Annotated in this window: 15 protein-coding genes; 4 read left to right on the top strand and 11 right to left on the bottom strand. The window is 43.8% G+C overall.

Annotation, left to right across the window (positions count from 1 at the left end):
• The first annotated feature begins 42 nt into the window (after positions 1-42).
• From AC1MBV_RS10150 to AC1MBV_RS10135, 4 genes are read left to right on the top strand one after another with little or no spacing between them, the layout of a single operon-like run.
• Positions 43-768 (top strand): DUF2271 domain-containing protein, encoded by a 726-nt coding sequence (locus tag AC1MBV_RS10150; protein WP_255747833.1) that lies wholly within the window; start codon positions 43-45, stop codon positions 766-768.
• Positions 769-794: 26 nt separating this feature from the next.
• Positions 795-1,727 (top strand): FAD:protein FMN transferase, encoded by a 933-nt coding sequence (locus AC1MBV_RS10145; protein WP_480948282.1) that lies wholly within the window; start codon positions 795-797, stop codon positions 1,725-1,727.
• Positions 1,728-1,730: 3 nt separating this feature from the next.
• On the top strand, positions 1,731-2,414 hold the full coding sequence (locus AC1MBV_RS10140) for a hypothetical protein (protein WP_480948187.1): 684 nt from the start codon (positions 1,731-1,733) through the stop codon (positions 2,412-2,414).
• Between the two features lie 17 nt (positions 2,415-2,431).
• Complete coding sequence (locus AC1MBV_RS10135; RefSeq protein WP_255747938.1) at positions 2,432-3,070, top strand: LysE family translocator; 639 nt, start codon at positions 2,432-2,434, stop codon at positions 3,068-3,070.
• A 146-nt stretch (positions 3,071-3,216) separates the two neighbouring features.
• On the opposite strand, the gene rlmN is transcribed toward AC1MBV_RS10135, so the two are convergent.
• From rlmN to AC1MBV_RS10080, 11 genes are all read right to left on the bottom strand, one after another.
• Positions 3,217-4,290 (bottom strand): dual-specificity RNA methyltransferase RlmN, encoded by a 1,074-nt coding sequence (gene rlmN, locus AC1MBV_RS10130; protein ID WP_480948186.1) that lies wholly within the window; start codon positions 4,288-4,290, stop codon positions 3,217-3,219.
• A gap of 127 nt (positions 4,291-4,417) precedes the next feature.
• Entirely contained in the window at positions 4,418-5,455 is a 1,038-nt protein-coding gene (locus AC1MBV_RS10125; protein ID WP_255747838.1) for an AI-2E family transporter, read from the bottom strand.
• Between the two features lie 211 nt (positions 5,456-5,666).
• Positions 5,667-8,003 carry a GW domain-containing glycosaminoglycan-binding protein gene (locus AC1MBV_RS10120; RefSeq protein WP_480948185.1) on the bottom strand — a complete coding sequence of 779 codons (2,337 nt, stop codon included), beginning with the start codon at positions 8,001-8,003 and terminating at the stop codon, positions 5,667-5,669.
• A gap of 179 nt (positions 8,004-8,182) precedes the next feature.
• Positions 8,183-10,489, bottom strand: coding sequence for a GW domain-containing glycosaminoglycan-binding protein (locus AC1MBV_RS10115; protein ID WP_255747841.1), 2,307 nt, complete (start codon positions 10,487-10,489; stop codon positions 8,183-8,185).
• 275 nt (positions 10,490-10,764) lie between these two features.
• Positions 10,765-12,105 carry a C1 family peptidase gene (locus tag AC1MBV_RS10110; RefSeq protein ID WP_480948184.1) on the bottom strand — a complete coding sequence of 447 codons (1,341 nt, stop codon included), beginning with the start codon at positions 12,103-12,105 and terminating at the stop codon, positions 10,765-10,767.
• Between the two features lie 322 nt (positions 12,106-12,427).
• A complete protein-coding gene (locus AC1MBV_RS10105) occupies positions 12,428-13,423 on the bottom strand; it encodes a 5-oxoprolinase subunit C family protein (RefSeq protein WP_480948183.1) in 996 nt (331 codons plus the stop codon).
• Positions 13,414-14,136, bottom strand: coding sequence for a 5-oxoprolinase subunit PxpB (gene pxpB / locus AC1MBV_RS10100; protein WP_480948182.1), 723 nt, complete (start codon positions 14,134-14,136; stop codon positions 13,414-13,416). Before pxpB ends, AC1MBV_RS10105 begins: the two co-directional genes overlap by 10 nt.
• 42 nt (positions 14,137-14,178) lie before the next feature.
• Complete coding sequence (locus AC1MBV_RS10095) at positions 14,179-14,937, bottom strand: LamB/YcsF family protein (RefSeq protein WP_480948181.1); 759 nt, start codon at positions 14,935-14,937, stop codon at positions 14,179-14,181.
• A gap of 188 nt (positions 14,938-15,125) precedes the next feature.
• Complete coding sequence (locus tag AC1MBV_RS10090; protein WP_480948281.1) at positions 15,126-15,869, bottom strand: amino acid ABC transporter ATP-binding protein; 744 nt, start codon at positions 15,867-15,869, stop codon at positions 15,126-15,128.
• Between the two features lie 20 nt (positions 15,870-15,889).
• A complete protein-coding gene (locus tag AC1MBV_RS10085; protein WP_255747849.1) occupies positions 15,890-16,582 on the bottom strand; it encodes an amino acid ABC transporter permease in 693 nt (230 codons plus the stop codon).
• Positions 16,583-17,377, bottom strand: a complete 795-nt coding sequence (locus tag AC1MBV_RS10080; protein ID WP_255747850.1) for a transporter substrate-binding domain-containing protein — start codon at positions 17,375-17,377, stop codon at positions 16,583-16,585. It abuts the gene before it with no gap.
• Between the last annotated feature and the right edge of the window lie 8 nt (positions 17,378-17,385).

The raw sequence follows: 17,385 nt of genomic DNA, 5'->3' as shown, positions 1-17,385 counted from the left end.
AACTTTCTATTCTGTTAAGCGAATAAATTTTGAACATTGGGAGTGAGATCAACGAAAAAAATATTAGCTCCTGTCATTGGTACATTAGGCGCCGGCGTTATCATTGTTTCAGGCATGTCCCAATTTGCTCATGCTGATAACCCCTTTTCTTTGTCCCAGCCTTCTTCCGACAGCTCAACCTCATCTGTCTCGTCATCTGACACTTCTGCAGTCCATGTCCCTGATGTAAAAACGCTCGGTCTTGTCGCTATAAACTATCGACTGTTTCACTTGGATCAGTTGGCAAGCAATCAGATCGCCTTCTGGATCGAAGATGAAAAAGGCCATTATGTTAAAACGCTGCGTGCCTCAAGCTTCACAGCAGGCGGAGGCTATAAAATGCGGGCTGAGGCATTGCCGGAGTGGCGCAAGGCATCAAACTGGGCCCATGCGTCCAAATCCGAAGTCAATCAAGTCAAACTTCCGGAACAAGACGCCGGTAACCATACTGTATATTGGGATTGTACCGACGCCGCGGGAAAGGCGGTAAAACCCGGCACCTACGTCTACAAAGCTGAAGGCAACATTTACTGGCAGAACCGAGTCGTGTTCACCGGAAAAATTACCATTGGCAAAGACAACACACAATCGACCGCTCAGGCCGTTTACAAACCATCCGGCGCAAAATCACACGGTGTTCTCCTAGATCATGTACGTGCAGGATTTAATACTGGCAAAAGTATTGCTTCGGTCAAACAAGATCCAACGACAAGTACACAAGGATCGTAATTTTGCCTGAATTTCACAGTTTTCATATGAATACTCAGGTACATATCTCTGGATTAAACGCGCCGGACGCGTCTAGAGTTTTTAAACGAATGACCGAGACAGAAGAACAATTTTCCAGATTTCTAACGAACAGTGAGCTTTATCGGGTAAATCAGAGCGCTAATATGCCTGTAACCGTATCTCCGCGATTTGCCGAACTGCTATTTGAAGCACTGCGTTTCTATTCGGAAACAGATGGTATCTTTGATCCGTTTCTCGGCCGCCTTATCCAAGAACTTGGCTATGATCGTTCATTTGATGAAATCGATCGTTTACATGCTCAGCGTACCCGTCGTGTTATTTCTTCCCCAATCCAAGCAGCTTCTTTTGAATTTGATCTTGAACAGCGGAGCGTAACACCGCATTCAGGCTGTACTTTGGATTTCGGTGGTATTGCAAAAGGCTGGGCAGTACAAAAATCGGCCTTGGCTCTTATTCATGATGGTCGCTCGAAAGGATTAATCAATGCCGGCGGCGATATCATGGGCTGGTCCGACAAGCAACCATGGGTCATCAACATTGCCCACCCTTTTTCCGATGACCAAATCATTGGGAAACTTACTGTCAAAGACCGTCGCTTCGGCATCGCTACGAGCAGCAAAATCAAACGCAGTTGGAGCGACGGGAAGCACCGGCTTCATCATCTTATTGATCCACGAACCGACTTGCCCTCAGAATCGGATATTATTCAGGCAACCGTTGTGGGGCCGGAACTCCTGCCATGCGAAATCTATGCAAAATGCCTTCTGATTATGGACAGCCATAAAGGGCCCGCGTGGCTCAAGGCGAAGCGTCCGGATCTTGCCTACCTGTTCATTAAAAAGGATGGTCAATTGACCATCTCATCCAATTTGAAGAATTTGTGCAGCTATAAAAATTTCCCAGAAAAAATATCCTTTCCACCAAATAAGGAGAGATGAACTGTGGACCAAAAGCATAAGGTTTTAAAGTGGACCGTTGGATTTTCATTGATGATCATCATCAGCTTATTTATTGAATTCGAACGCCGGACAGGCTTTTTATCTGCGCATGCACCGACCTGGCTCATTGTCCGCGTGCTCGGCATCAGTGCGTACCTGCTCCTTTTCTGCGGCATATGCTTAGGTATTATGGCCGGCATGCCCATTTGGAGAGGAAGAAAAAAAGCTCGCGACCTGCTTTTAAGCATACATTTTTTCTTCAACACAACCGGCGTATTTGTTGCCATGCTGCATCCGCTGCTCCTTGTCATTGATCCCTATGTTCCTTTCTCTTGGATGCAGCTGCTTGTTCCTTTCACAGCACCGCGTGAGCCGTTTCTTTACGGACTCGGAACACTCACACTTTATGGATTGCTGTTCGTACTTCTGACGACTGACCTGAAAGAGAAAATGCCGAGAAAAATCTGGCATAGTTTCCATCTGATTGCGTATCTGCTTTTTCTGCTGGCGCTCACCCATGGCATCATGGGAGGAACGGATTCTAAAAACATACTGATCTTTTCCATGTACGTCCTCACGTTCTTAGTTGTTATGGTGCTCATGGTTGCGCAAATCCAGATGATGAGTGCTATAAAGAAAAGAGCCTTGCGAAAGCAACATGCCGCCCAAAGCAGCGTGCATCAATAATTGTTGGAGTGTGGTCTCTGGTGGAACATTATCTGCTTTTTATTATTGTCTCTATTTTTTTGATTCTGCTCCCCGGACCGGACATGGCGCTTGCCACACGGAATACACTGCTTTACGGTCGATCAGTCGGCTTAAGTACTATTACCGGGACGTCTCATGCACTTTTCATTCATACGACCGCGGCAGCACTCGGTCTGTCCGCCCTACTTGTCCAATCCGCTTTTTTCTTTTCCATTTTCAAATACATCGGCGCATTGTATTTGGCTTATCTTGGCATCCGAACATTATTTAGTCTTAGAAATCAGACCGCAACGCAAATGAATGGACAATCTGTGCTTTCGAAAAAATACCTTTCAAAAAAAATGGGCTACTTCCAAGGATTTCTCACCAATTTGACCAATCCTAAAGTCGTCGTTTTCTTTTTGACGTTTTTGCCTCAATTTGTTCGGCCGGACAATCACTCAATTGTCCCCTTTTTTATACTTGGAATAACGCACATCCTCATCAATTTTCTCTTGTTCAGTACCTATGTGTTCCTCATCGGAGCATTCAATCAATGGCTGCAGAAACCTTCAGTCCAATTTATGCTCCAAAGTGTGACCGGTTCAATCCTAATTGGGTTCGGCATCCATCTTGCACTGTGGGCTCAGAGATAAAATCGATAACAATTACTAACTTGAGAACGAATTGTCGTTCCATTCTTTCCATTTTGGAAGCTGAGAGTTACATAGAATTTATGTCTGAATAAGAAAAACCGGCAGAAAGGAAACGTCCTTTCTGCCGATTTAGTACTCTTTGAGCCTTATCGCTTAACCACGCGTTCTTTCTTGATCTGCTTACTGCGCAATTGACCGCAGGCGGCGTCAATGTCCGTACCGAATTCTTTACGAACAACGGCGTTTATGCCTCGCTTTTTCAACGTTTCATAGAAGGCAACCACAGCGTCTTTCTCACTCCGTTGGTATTCCGAATGTTCTTCGACCGGATTGTAGGGAATCAGGTTGACGTACGCCAGATGACGTTTCTTTTCGAGCAGTTTGGCAAGCTGCAGAGCTTCTTCTTTGTGATCATTAATGTCTTTAAGCATAATATATTCAAACGTGATACGCCTATTGGTTTTTTCTAAATAATAGTCGACAGCTTCCATCAACTTTTCAATCGGATAGGCACGATTAATTTTCATGATTCTACTGCGCAGTTCGTTATTTGGTGCATGCAGCGAAATGGCCAGATTAATTTGCCAGTCAATATCGGCAAATTCATAGATTTTCGGTACAATACCGCTGGTGGAAACGGTAATATGGCGCGCACCAATGGCGAGACCTTTGCCATCGTTAATAATCTTGAGGAAATCCATAACCGGTTCAAAATTATCAAATGGTTCACCTATGCCCATGACAACAATATGACTGACACGTTCATCTTTCTCACGTGCATCAAGGCTTTGCTGAATTTTAACCAACTGCTCCACCATTTCCCCGCTTGTAAGGTCACGGTTTTTCTTCAACAATCCGCTCGCACAAAAGCTGCACCCGATGTTGCAGCCCACCTGAGATGTGACACAGACGGATAGTCCATATTCATGCGGCATCAAAACGGTCTCAATTAAATTACCATCAGAAAGCTTGAACAGAAATTTTGTCGTTCCGTCCTTCGCTTTCTGCTCAATCTGCGTTTCCAGTGTTCCCATAACGAAATGGTTCTCAAGCAGCTGAATTGTCTTTTTGGAGAGATTGGTCATTTTCTCAAAATCATCGACACGTTTGACATAGATCCAATCCCAAATTTGTGCGGCTCTGAATTTTTTCTCGCCTTGACTCACCAGCCAGCCTGTTAATTTATCCAATGTTAATCCATAAATGGACGTTCTGCTCATATAAAATACCTCTTTTTAAAGATTGCGTGATGCTTCAATCATACTGAATTCGTGACGATCGTGCAAGGAGCGATACCTGTAAAAGAAAAGGCAGAGCGCTCCCGCCCTGCCTTATTGGGTCTATCATTTATTTTTTTGATCGGTTCAATGACAGTTTTTTGATTGGTTTTTTGTATTCAACACCGAGCACATCAATAAGAAAGACAAAGACCGGCAGACCGACAATAAGTCCCCAGATGCCAAAGAAATGTTCGGAAAAGATCAGGACAACAAACGTGTAGAAAACCGGGAGTTCCGTTTTCGCTGACATCAGCTTAGGATTCAGTACATAAGCTTCGACCGTATGCACAGCAAGAATCGTCAGCACCATATAAATAACATCCTGTATTCCACCGATCGTATAGCCAATCATACAAAGCGGAATCAGCGAGATGACAACGCCGGCAACCGGAATCAGACTCAGAACAAAAACCATCAGAATCAAACTGAACAGCTGCGGGAAATGCAGCAACGCAAGAATAATCGCTGTAATGGCCGTATTGACAAGTGCGATGACAAATTGAGCTTCAATCACCTTGCCGAAGGTCTGTACGAAACGAGACCCGAAGAAAGCAACCTCATCATATAGGAACCCGATTTTACTCGTTTTAAATCCTCTTGAGAACTTAAGCAGCCGCTCTTTTTCCAGAGAAAAGAACAGGCTGAGCAGCAATGCCAGAAACAGGTCGATCGTAAATGAACCAAAGGAAGAAAACGAATCAATCAGAAATTTGACACCCGATTTCAGATAGGATTCGACATTATACTTTTGCAGCTGATCCAAGAACGCATTGACCACGACGGATCCGCGAAATTCCTTAATTGTCTTCATGATCGAGTCAAACAGCTGTACCGTCTGATCGGCAATAATTGGTAAGTAAATGGTCAGTGCCGCATAGATGCCTAGCGCAATTAACAAATAAAGAACAATGACCACAAACCGTCTGGGCAATTTCAATTTTTGGTGGACAAAGGTTTCTAAACGGTCCACAAGAAAACAAAAGATAAATGTAAGCAAGAGCAAATCAATCAAACTTCGACACAGGTAAATAATAAATACCAGCAGAGCAAAAATAAGGACGCGTCTGACTGATTGTTTTTGCAAATAGCCGATCAGTAAATTCATAGTTTCTGTTTCCTTTTCTCCTTTTATTCCTGCCCCAAATGTATATCTAGTATTAGGAACAGATTATATTTTCATTTTAGTGTTTTTCTAGTGCAGATGCAAAGGATAATCTGTTTCAACCATATATTTACATCCGGCAAGAAAAAAAGTTTCAATAAAAAAGGTGTCCAAACAGCTGAAAAAGCCGTGGGCACCTGTCTCATCCTTTTATTTATTTTTCAATATACAAATGATGATCTGCAAATCCGATCACTAACTTACCGTCCATCATGGTCAATCCTTCACTCTCCTGAGGAGTTCCGCCATTCGGAATGGAGAAATGGAAACGATCCGCAATAGTCCAATTGTCATTAAGCACAGTCAAATAATTGTTTGCCAGGAAGTATAGTTTTCCATCCTCATACTGCATACCTTGAACAATACCCATTTTCTGCATGCTGTGTCGTTCAGAAAGTTTCCCTGTTTTCAGGTTATAAGTGAAGAAAGAATCATCACCAAACGATTCGGTCAGTAAAATCAGCGTATCCTGATCCCTCACTGCCATCATGGCAACATATGGAATACGATTTGTATCAAGAGATATACCAGTTTCCGATCCCTTTTTCGGTCCTGTCATTTCAAGAGAATCCGGATCAATCGTGTAAATTGTTGGTGCATCTCCCGCACTACTTACTTCATATAACTGATCATTATAAGGATTATAGCTGAGTGCACAGGCATGACCTAAAGTCATTGACCCTGATTCGTTCACTTTTTTCCCGCCGCGATCATAGGCTGCGATCTTACCCAATCCGTTTCCAAGGTCGTATCCGACATAGTAATAATCTCTCTTGGAGTCATAGGCAAGCCCTTGCTGTTTGCCGTCAGAGGCATTGCCTGTTTGCATATGATACTGAAAGTCGTCTGTTCGTGTCTGGAGTTCACCAAGACTTGCATTGTTAACCCAGCCGATGTCAATATCCTTATCCGCCTGTCCGAACCAATCGTTATATTTAATAAACGACCAATCATTCCATGTCTTCGTGACTTCCAACATGCGCCTGCTGTAATTGGATAAATTGCCGATGCGCGCATTACTGTCAGGAGCATCTCCATTACTTTGACCATTGTATATGCCGAATGTCGTATTTAGGTCACGCGCCTGCATATACGCTTTTGTTGGGTTCACAAGATTCATCGCATTGCTGCGCACCCAGCCAATGACATGATGATTGTACGAAATGCGGTACATTTCCTCATTCTCTACCTGCTTCTCTTCGTTAATTTGAACGACACGATTGTCCGCGTTGTACTGGCCGCTATACCCGACAAAGCTTGATTGATCATCAAAAATCGGTGCGGTACTGCTGGAGATGGTTGCGTTGTAATTCACATTGATTAATCCGGACGCATTGGCTTCCTGAATCGTCAAGTCATCACTCTTTACCCAACCGAGACTCGTACCTGCCGTATATTTCTTAATATGAACCCATCGGCCATTGTCCGCGATTTGATCGATTTTCAGCTTAAGGTTTGCATAGATGTTCAGAAATACCGGGAGCGGAGAATCATTCACCTTCGCATAGAGTTGTCCGTTTGTATTGTGTACATTGGCCACTGCCACATGCGGGATGCTGCCGTCCTCGGCTGCTTCAGAAGTCACTTGAACCGTATCCTTATGAATCCATCCCAATGTCTGTCCATCGACACCTATTTGGAACCATACTGTACTGCCTACCTTTGATTCTCGAAGAATATTAAGCGGCAGACGTTCATAGTCCGCAATTCTTCCAACAGATTTGGCTCCGGCAATTCCATACGGCTGATCCCAGATTCCATGATTTCCGCCGACTGAAACCACTCCATAAGTATTTGACGGAATAGAATTGTCATAGGAATAATTCAATGGTTGACTTGCTAAATTAGAAGCATATACGTAACAATTGACGCCATTATAGTTCACCCAGTAGAGTTTATTCGACTGAGGGCTCGTTGTCGTGAGCACAGTATTTACAGGTATGTTACCCTTATAATTTTTGGTATGCGCATAATTTTTATAACGTTTCGACGCCTTTATAACATATTTTGTGATCGGAGTTTTTTTAGTAGACAGATTAACGGCATAAACATAGCCGCGTTTTCCTTTATAATTCACATGATACATCTTATTGCCGAGACTGCTATCCGTTGTAAGGCTTTTGTTAATCGCAATTTTCTGCACACGTTGTTTTGCCGCATTTGAGCTTGTATACAAGTACGAGGTCTTTTTAATATATCGCGTTACCGTTGTTCGCCTAGTCCACAAATTCGACTTATATACATAACCCGTTTGGCCTGCATAGACTACCTTATACATTTTACTCTTCGTTTTACTGGCCGTTTTCAGCTGTGCATTAATTGGAATGAACCCCATCACCTGCTTCGATGAACCTGAAGTAGAATACAGCTTGGAGGTCTTATGTACATAATAAGTACGAGAGGCTTTTGCACTTGTCGGATAATAAGTCAATAAACTAAATATGAATACACATACAATTAATAAGGTGGTCGACCTTACTCGATTTTTCACTGTAAATTGTGCTCCCTTCCCGCCCTTTATCTAAATATAAAAATTCTCTATTCTCTGCATTCGCTAAAAATCATAGTTTGAGTATAGCCTCACTTCACGCGGCAAAACAATAGTTGATTCGTCATTTCAAAAAAAGATGCCCAAATGGCCGTATGAGCCACGGGCACCAGTGATTGTGTTTAATTTTGAATGTAGATAGTATGATCTGCGAATCCGATCGCTAACTTACCGTTAACCATCGTCAACCCTTCACTCTCTTGAGGCGTTCCGCCATTCGGAATGGAGAATTGGAAACGATCTTCAATGGCATAATTTCCGTTTAAAACAGTTAAATAGTTATTTGCTAAGAAATAGAGTTTTCCATTCTCATAATGCATGCCCTGAACAATACCCATTTTATTCATTTGCGCCGTCTGAGTCAGTTTTCCTGTGGAAATGGTGTATTCATAGAACGTATCTTTCCCGCCGACCGATTCAGTCAGTAGAATTAACGTGTTGCTGTCCTTCGCCGTCATCATCGCCACATAGTATGGAAAACTGGTAAGGGTCGTCGTCTTTGTAATGCTTAGATTATTTGGATCAGGGTTAATTTCATGAAGAATCGGCTTTTGTCCGGCACTGCTGACTTCATAGAGTTTACCGTCTATATAACTGAGTGCACAAGCATGACCAAATGTTGTCACTGCTGATGAACCTTTGTAGTTGCCGTTTTGATCATAAGCAACAATTTTTCCGGTCCCGTCTCCGGTATCATAACCAACATAGTACAGTCCCAAATCAGGATTGTACGCCAGTCCTTGCTGATTGCCTCCGCCAGCTGTAAATAAATGGCGAAAATCGGCGGTACCCGATCTAAGACCAGACAAATCGCTGCTGCGTACCCAGCCAAGGTCAATATCCTTGCCCATCTTTCCATACCAATCGTTGTACTTAATAAACGACCAATCACCAGATGTTTTAATGACTTCAAGCATGCGATTCGTGTATGCAGACAAGGAGCCGAGTGCCAATCCTGTATCAGGAGCATCCCCATTTGATTGTCCGTTGTATATTGCGCCTGTGTTCTTCACGATTTGATAACTCATGGTCGAGTTATTCAGATTCAACGCCGTGCTGACGACCCAACCGATCACATGGTTATTGTAAGAAATACGATATCTTTCTTCGTTCTCTACTTGTTTTTCCTGATTAATTTGAACATGTCTGCCGTCTGCATTAAACTGTCCGCTGTATCCGACAAAATGATCTTGATCATCAAAAATCGGCGCTTTGCTGCTGGCTATGGTCGCTCCGTAGTTGACGTTCAAGGCTTTACCGGCACTTGTCGACTGAATGGACAAATCACTTGCTCGGGCCCAGCCGAGCGATGTTCCTGCCGTATACTTCTTAATATGAACCCACTCGCCATTGTTCGCGATCATATCAATTTTGAGTCTCAGGTTAGCATAGATGTTAAGACTGGTAATAACCCCATTGCCCGGCGATTGATACAGGAATGAATTAGGCTTCGCCACACTTGCTACAGCCAAATGTGGAATGCTCCCGTCACTGGCCGTATTTGATGTCAATTGAACAATACTCTTATGGATCCAGCCAAGCGTCCGTCCGTCAACGCTGACCTGATACCAAACCACACCGCCGACTTCCGACTCGCGCAGTACATTCAGCGGCACACGCTCATAATCAGCTATGTTGCCGACTGATTTTGCATCCTTGATTCCGTAGGGTTGATCCCAAATTCCATGATTTCCGCCTGTCGAGACCACGCCATAGGTGTTAGCTGCAACAGGATTGTTATACGTGTAGCTTAATTCGGCATTAGTCAAATTGACCGCGTAAACATAACTCTTCCGTCCTTTATAAGAAACCCAAAACAGTTTATTTGACTGTGGGCTTTGCGTTTCCAAACGGGTTCCGAGCGGAATCGTTCCTGAATAACGTTTCGTCCGGCTGTAATTTTTGTATTGCTTAGACTTCTTTTTGACGTATTTAACAATGGTCGTCTTATACGGAGACAAATTCGACTTGTATACATAGCCGCGTTTGCCTTTGTAGTTTACATGATACATTTTATAGTTTAAATTGCTGTCCGTGGTCAGTTTCTTATTGATTGCTATTTTCCAGGTGCGTTGTTTCGATGCATCTCGGCTTGAGTAAAGATAAGATGTTTTATGAATATATCGGGTTTTCGTGGTTCGCTTTGTCCATAAATTCGACCGAAAAACATAGCCGCTCCTTCCGCCATAGGTCACCTTAACCATTTTACTTGTCTTCTTACTTGTGGTCTTCAGCTTGGCGTTAATTGGAACATAACGTATGAATTGTTTGGCACTATTCGAGCTTGTGTACAGTTTGGAAGTCTTATGAACATAGTATGTATAAGATTTCTTCGCTTGCGCAGGATAGTAGGATAATAGACTTAAAAACAAAACAGCAACAAGTATGATTGAAAATTGCGTGTACTTAATACGAGATTGACCGTTCACTGTGAAAAACTCCTTTCGAGGTAACTGCTCCATGACCTATGAGGCAAATAATTGAGGAAGAACATTAAATTTGTATCTCATCTATGTAAATCAAAATTTATTTTAAGCTTATGTCTAAGTATAACGCTATTCTTAGATTACGAACAATAGATTCGCAACAAACCGCCTGTTTTTTTTCTGCCTTTTGCCATCCAAAAGACCTCCGATTTGCTAAAAAAACAAAAACCGTTCTGAACGATCAGAACGGTTTTTTTAAAGTTCATATTGCATAGTCCTTATTGCATGATTGCAAGAGCACCCATCGGATCCCAAGGTTTCAGTTCAATTGGCTCTTGTTCAAAAGCGGACTTTAACTCATCGGAAAGATACTTCTTATTGATCACGACTTGATAAGTATATTCATCCATCCACGGATCACTCATGACAAAATAGCCTTTTGTGCCCCATTTCTCGCCCCAGCTGTTCTCCACTTTCCAGCGGTTTGGTTTACCATCAACAAGATTCACGCCAGTCAGTACCATCGCATGGGTTAGACAGCTGTGCTTGTAATCGAGCCGTTCCGCTTTCGTCATCTTGAACTCTGTACCGAATGCCGTATCAAAGTCATACAAAGCTGTATCCATAATGCCATGTGTATTGTCCGAATATTTGCCTACATCGCAGCCGAACCATACGGATTCATTATCCTTGATCTGGCTGACGGCGAGTGACTTCAGCGTCTCCATATCAACATTCAAATATTTAATCTTGTGACCGCCGACAACGGTACCGAGATATTGTACTGTATATGTTTTCTTGTAGGGTTTATCTTGTGTCGGTGCGTTGATAATTGCAACATAATCATTCAGATCAAGGCCGACATATTTTTTGAAAAAGTCTTGTGGTGTCATGCCAAGATCTCTGTGAAACTTCTTATCTTCATCCCTATATTCAAAATCAAAGGCTTTCGGCGGTTCACCTAGTGAGAATGCAAGAATACGATAGATATCGCCCAGCATTGCTGTTTTCGCTTCTTCAAGAGCATCCCTTGACTTTCCGTCCGCACTCATCGTGCGCAAGACACCGGCATCCTCGCGCAGCTTTGTATTCAATATGCCGTTCAGTTCAAGTGTCCGGCTGCTTTGGAACGTTTCCGGCATCGCTTGCTTCGGAACCACACCATATTTCTCAATAATGGCTACGAGCATATCCCATTGTCCGCCATCCTGCTGCGGCGTATCCATTAGCCACGAAACGAGCCGGCCATCTAGTGGTTCAGCAGCCGTATCCAAAATACTTTCGAGAAAATAATTGGATTTCTCAAACTTATCCCAGAAAAGCGTATAATTTTGTGAGAGTTCGAAGTCTTTAAGATTAAAAGCATCGCTGAATTTATGACGGAATGTATTCAAAGCAGCGAACATCCAGCATCTTCCGCTTTGCTTCTGGTCAGCAACTTTGCCCGTCTCAATTTCTTCTGAAAATACTGGATTCATTGATACAATTGCATTGCTGTTTAAAGTCGCCGCTTTAATTCCGCTTTTCATTACCGCGTCTTGAACAACCTTATTTTCAGCAACACTGTGGATTTTGTCTGAAAATGCGTCAATCATTGATGTCGAAATTTCCTTTGCCACTTCAATGTCCCCCTTATAAAAAGTAGGCTTTGTTAAAAAATTATGTTGTCTGTCACTGTTTATTGGCTCATTCGTGAAAAGCCCTGCATTTCACGCCTTCCAGCTTACTGAAAGATCCATCGATTTGATGAAATGATGTGTGAACGCTTGCTTTCACCCTCCCGACGTTCAATAAACCGGCGGTAGAGGAGCCACTAAACAACAACATTGTTTAACATCACCTATAAGTAAAACCGTAACAAAACCATTATAGGTCTTAAATGACGGTCCGCAAAGGTCTACGCATGGTAATGTTATTTTTTTTAACATGATTTTTGAACATTCATCGCGCAATCCTGTCTAATTGCATAGTAATTATGTTATGAAGTAATTCAAGATTTTTCACTTGCCGCACGAATTGTTTCTCCGCTTCCTTGTTCGAAATCAGCTGAAACCTCAACTTGCTGTTCGGCGGCAGTTGTGAAAGCAGCGGCACATCCACCGATGCTACCTGAGCAATTCTTGGATAGCCGCCGGTCGATTGGTGATCGGTCATCAAGATAATCGGCTGTCCGTCTCTTGGCACTTGAATAGAACCGTTTGTTACTGCTTCCGAAAAAAGCTCAATAGGTCTGTCAAGATCTAATCCCGCACCTTCCAGACGGTAGCCCATTCGATCTGAAGATGCAGTAATCTGATAGTCGGTGTTCAGGAACACCTGCCTGCTCGTTTCAGAAAAACGCGGCCATAATGTATCCGGGATGACGCGAATGGGCTGGACATCTCGATAAGTTCTTTGTATTGCAGCGAACCATCTGATCACAGATTTCTTTTCAGCCAATGACGCCATAACATGTTTTGCTCTTTTAGAAGGTTCACCGACCGGGATTCGGTCTTGCTCTTTCAGAAATCGCCCCATGAATCCTCCTTGTCCTGCCTTTTCAAAGGTGGACCGACTGCCAAACCACAAAGGTGTATTCACTCCGCCGGCCACAGCCAAATAGCCCCTGCTTCCGGAGACCAAACCGCCGATCGTTAGGATTTGCCCTTCACGTGCGAGGTATGGCTTTCCGGTGCCGATTTTCTGTCCGTCGAGGCTTGGATGGCAGACAGCCCCTGTTATAGCAAACAAGGCATCTTCGGGAAAAAGAATACTTGGTCCGAGAAAAGAATACTCAATGACCGCATCTGATTCATCATTACCAACCAGCCAGTTTGCCAGTTTTGCCGATGGCGGATCCATCACTCCACCGACAATCATGCCGAATTTCTGATATCCCAATCTCCCCAGGTCCTGCACAGCAGAGGCAAATCCTTTTCGAATTAAGATCAAACCCATGACTGCCCCTCCTTAATACCCATGTACTCTTGTCTCGATATCGGATCGAATTTCACGAGATCTCCGGCAGCAAGCAAAGTCGGCGGATCTGACTCCGGCATAAAAAGAGGCAGTGGTGTGCGCCCAATAATTTGCCATCCTCCAGGAGAATCAAGCGGGTAAGCTCCTGTCTGTTTTCCGGCAATACCGACCGATCCGGCAGCGATTTTCAATCGCGGAGTCGCCCTCCTTGGTGTGGCTAATTGTTCCGAAAGCCCACCCAAGAATGGAAAGCCCGGAGCGAAACCAAGCATGTAAACCAAATAGTCCGGAGCAGAATGCATGTCAATAACTTCACGGACACTCAAGCCGCGAAGTTCAGCCACTTCGTCCAAATCCGGCCCAAAGTCTCCCCCATAACATACCGGTATATGCACAGTACGTCTTTCCATTTTATGATTGACGCTGCCGCTCACACGTTTCGCCATGTTCGCTAAATAATTGATGACTTGCTGCTGCGCCGTGATCTCTTTTCTACCGCCACGCAGCACCTCTATTGGATTATAGAAAAACACGATATTCGTGTACGAAGGTACATATTCAATAAATCCAGCAAAAGGCGCCAGGTCAAATTGTTCCGTAAACCGTTTAATTTTCATTTGGATTTCAGGTGCTATTTGATCGCCGAAAATGACACGAACCGCTTGATCGCCAAATGGCTCGATTCTAAGCATAGGGCACCTCCGACCGTAATTTCTTTTGTCCTGTGAAGCGATTCAGGTCCAGGATTTAATCTTAACTCCACAATTCTGCAACTCTTTCCGTATGGTCGCAGCAAAAGCAAGCGCTGAAGTTCCGTCTCCATGAACGCAAAGGGTTTCAGCACGCACACTTACCTTGCCGCCATTCACCGCTGTCACTGTTCTGTCTTGAAGCATTTGCATCACTTGTCTCAGCGCCTGATCCGTTTCAGTAATGAGTGCCTTTGGTTCCGATCTTGGCGTCAGCGATCCATTGGGCTGGTAGGTACGATCCGCATAGGCTTCATAAATGACATGCAGCCCCACCTCCTCACCTGCAGATGCCAAAAAAGTTCCGTCCATAGCAAATAAAAGCAGATTCGGATCTACATCAGATACTGCCTGAACAACTGCTTTCGCATATTTTTCCTGATCTGATGCCATATGATACAGCGCGCCATGCGGCTTCACATGATTCACTCGAATATTTTGTGCTTTAGCTACCGCTTGGAGCGCGCCAATTTGATACACAACCATGTCATAGACTTCAGTAGGTGAAACGTGCATCTCTTTCCTTCCAAATCCTTTTAAGTCTGGAAGACCGGGATGTGCGCCGATGGCCACAGCATTCTTTTTTGCACGAGCGACTGTTCGGTGCATTTCAGAAAAATCCCCCGCATGAAAACCGCAGGCTACATTAGCCGATGAGATGAGCGGCAAAATTTTTTCATCATTTCCAATCACATAATGCCCGAAACTTTCTCCTAAATCACAGTTTAAGTCAATTTGATTCATCGAACGATCAACCCTTTTCCAAGGTCATGATGTGAACGTCAACAATGCAATTGCGTTCCTATATTTTAGAATAATCTAACAAATGAATTCAGGCAAGAAACAACCAAACCATAACTCTTCTAACTAAAAAAGCAAATCCAGATTTATCCTCCCAGATTTGCTTTAATATAAGTCCTATTAATTTTTAATTATGTGCGCTGCAAAATTCGGCTCAGAAACCGGCGTGTTCGTTCATGTTGCGGATGCTGAAACAGTTGATCAGGAGTCCCTTCTTCCGAAATGACTCCTTGATCAACAAAAATCACTTTATCGGCAACTTCCTGAGCAAACTTCAGCTCATGAGTAACGATAACCATCGTCCACCCTTTTGTCGCCAAATCTTTCATAACCTTCAGCACATCAGTTACAAGCTCAGGATCCAGTGCAGAGGTTGGCTCATCGAACAACAGCAGCTTCGGTTTCAGTGCAACGGCACGGGCAATGCCCACGCGCTGCTGCTGTCCGCCGGAAAGTTGGAAAGGGTATTGATTTTGATAATCGATGAGCCCGACCTGATCCAAGATTTCTCGTGCCTCATCAATCGCTCGGTCTTTGGGAATCTTTTGTACAATGACCGGGCCTTCAATCACATTTTCGAGCACGGTTTTGTGAGGAAACAAATTATGGCTCTGAAACACCATTGCTGACTGACTTCGAATATCGCGTGTTTCTTTTTTTGATAGTCTTTTGCTAAAATCCACGTGTTTTCCATTGATTTCAAGCGTTCCTTGTTCCGGAAGTTCAAGCAGATTCAAGCTGCGCAGCAGGGTCGTTTTACCGGAGCCCGAAGGTCCGATAATGACGAGGACCTTCCCTTCATCCAGAGTTAAATCAACGCCCTTTAAAATTCGGCTTTCGCCAAATGATTTGTGAATATCCATAGCTTGAAGCAACATCTACCTGCCTCCCTTCATTAATGAGTTGCCACATAACGATCAAGTCTGCTTTCAATGCGTCCCTGAATAATTGAAAGGATGAAACAGAAGACCCAATAAATGAATGCCGCTTCTGAGTAGAGCAGCAGAAAATCATAACTTGTGGCGGTAATTTCCTGTGCGCGCCGGAAAAGCTCCGTCACCGTAATCGTTGATGCCAATGACGTGTCCTTGACCAAGCTGATAAATGTGTTGGACAGCGGCGGCACCGAAACACGTGCGGCTTGCGGAAGAATGATCCGCCGCATGACCTGTGCATAGTTCATGCCAATTGTATAGCCCGCTTCCCACTGTCCCTTAGGAACAGAGAGGATTGATGCGCGAATCGTTTCCGCCGCATAACCGCCGACATTCATCGACAGCGCGACAACGGCTCCGGCAAACGGACTGACTTCAATACCGAGATCCGGCAGGCCATAAAAAATAATCGCCAATTGAACAAGCAGCGGCGTACCGCGAATAATCGAGATATAGACGCGAGCGATTCCTTGTGCCACCTGCACTCTCGACAAACGCAAGAGTGCCATCAGCATGGCAAGTGCAAGGCCAAAAATAAATGAAATGATGGCAAGCGGAATCGTGTAAATCAGACCGCCTTGGAGAATCGGCCAAAACGAATGAAATGCAAGCGGCCAGTCAATCGTGATTTCTCCTAATACAAAGGGTGCCATTTATTTACTGATGTCCTTTCCAAAGTATTTCTCAGATATTTTCTTTAGTGTACCGTCTTTCTTCATTGCCTTGAGCTGCTTCGTAAATTCTTTGTCCAAATCGCTTCCCTTAAGCACAGGAAAAGCGATGTCTGCCGCATTGGACTTAACGAGTGCCGCAATTTTGAGATTGCTGTCGTTCGTTTCTTTGAAATATTGCAGCACCGCTCCTTGGTCATTAACGGTTGCATCGACACGTCCCTGGCTCACAAGCTTCAAGGCTTTGGACAATTCGTCCTGACCCACAATGACCGCCCCTGCCTTTTTCGTCATTTCCCCATAGTTACTGGAGAGACCTTGGGCAACCTTAACTCCCTTCAAATCGCTCAGTGCTTTAATCTTATTATTATTCTTACGTGTGACAATGACGGACTGGGATGTTGAGTAGACACGTGAAAAATCATATTTCTTCACGCGCTCGGGTGTCACACCGACATCATTAGAAATCGTGTCAAATCGTTTCGCATTCAGGCCCGCAAACAGTGAATCCCAATTTGATTCCTTAAATTGTACTTTTACACCCATTCGTTTGCCCACTTCGCGAATCACATCAACATCGAAACCGACCAATTTATTTGTTTTGCTGTCATGATAGGTATAAGGTGCATAGGTACCTTCAGTTCCAACCTTCAGCACACCTTTTTCCTTAATCTGATCAACTGCGCTTTTGTTTTTGGATGAATGACCTGCCGCGCTGCATCCAATTAATGAAAATGCAAGTACCGCCATTAAAAAACCCATCAATAATTTCTTCATTGTTTTTC

Source organism: Sporolactobacillus sp. PKPK-6, from assembly GCF_056678885.1.
Note: the sequence above shows the minus strand (reverse complement) of the source record. Positions and strands in the feature narration are given on the sequence as shown.

What these genes read in the sequence shown, in the direction of transcription:
- AC1MBV_RS10080 (WP_255747850.1), bottom strand. Translation starts at nt 17,377, where the DNA reads ATGAAGAAATTATTGATGGGTTTTTTAATGGCGGTACTTGCATTTTCA.
- AC1MBV_RS10085 (WP_255747849.1), bottom strand. Translation starts at nt 16,582, where the DNA reads ATGGCACCCTTTGTATTAGGAGAAATCACGATTGACTGGCCGCTTGCA.
- pxpB (WP_480948182.1), bottom strand. Translation starts at nt 14,136, where the DNA reads ATGCTTAGAATCGAGCCATTTGGCGATCAAGCGGTTCGTGTCATTTTC.
- AC1MBV_RS10095 (WP_480948181.1), bottom strand. Translation starts at nt 14,937, where the DNA reads ATGAATCAAATTGACTTAAACTGTGATTTAGGAGAAAGTTTCGGGCAT.
- rlmN (WP_480948186.1), bottom strand. Translation starts at nt 4,290, where the DNA reads ATGAGCAGAACGTCCATTTATGGATTAACATTGGATAAATTAACAGGC.
- AC1MBV_RS10145 (WP_480948282.1), top strand. Translation starts at nt 795, where the DNA reads ATGAATACTCAGGTACATATCTCTGGATTAAACGCGCCGGACGCGTCT.
- AC1MBV_RS10125 (WP_255747838.1), bottom strand. Translation starts at nt 5,455, where the DNA reads ATGAATTTACTGATCGGCTATTTGCAAAAACAATCAGTCAGACGCGTC.
- AC1MBV_RS10105 (WP_480948183.1), bottom strand. Translation starts at nt 13,423, where the DNA reads ATGGGTTTGATCTTAATTCGAAAAGGATTTGCCTCTGCTGTGCAGGAC.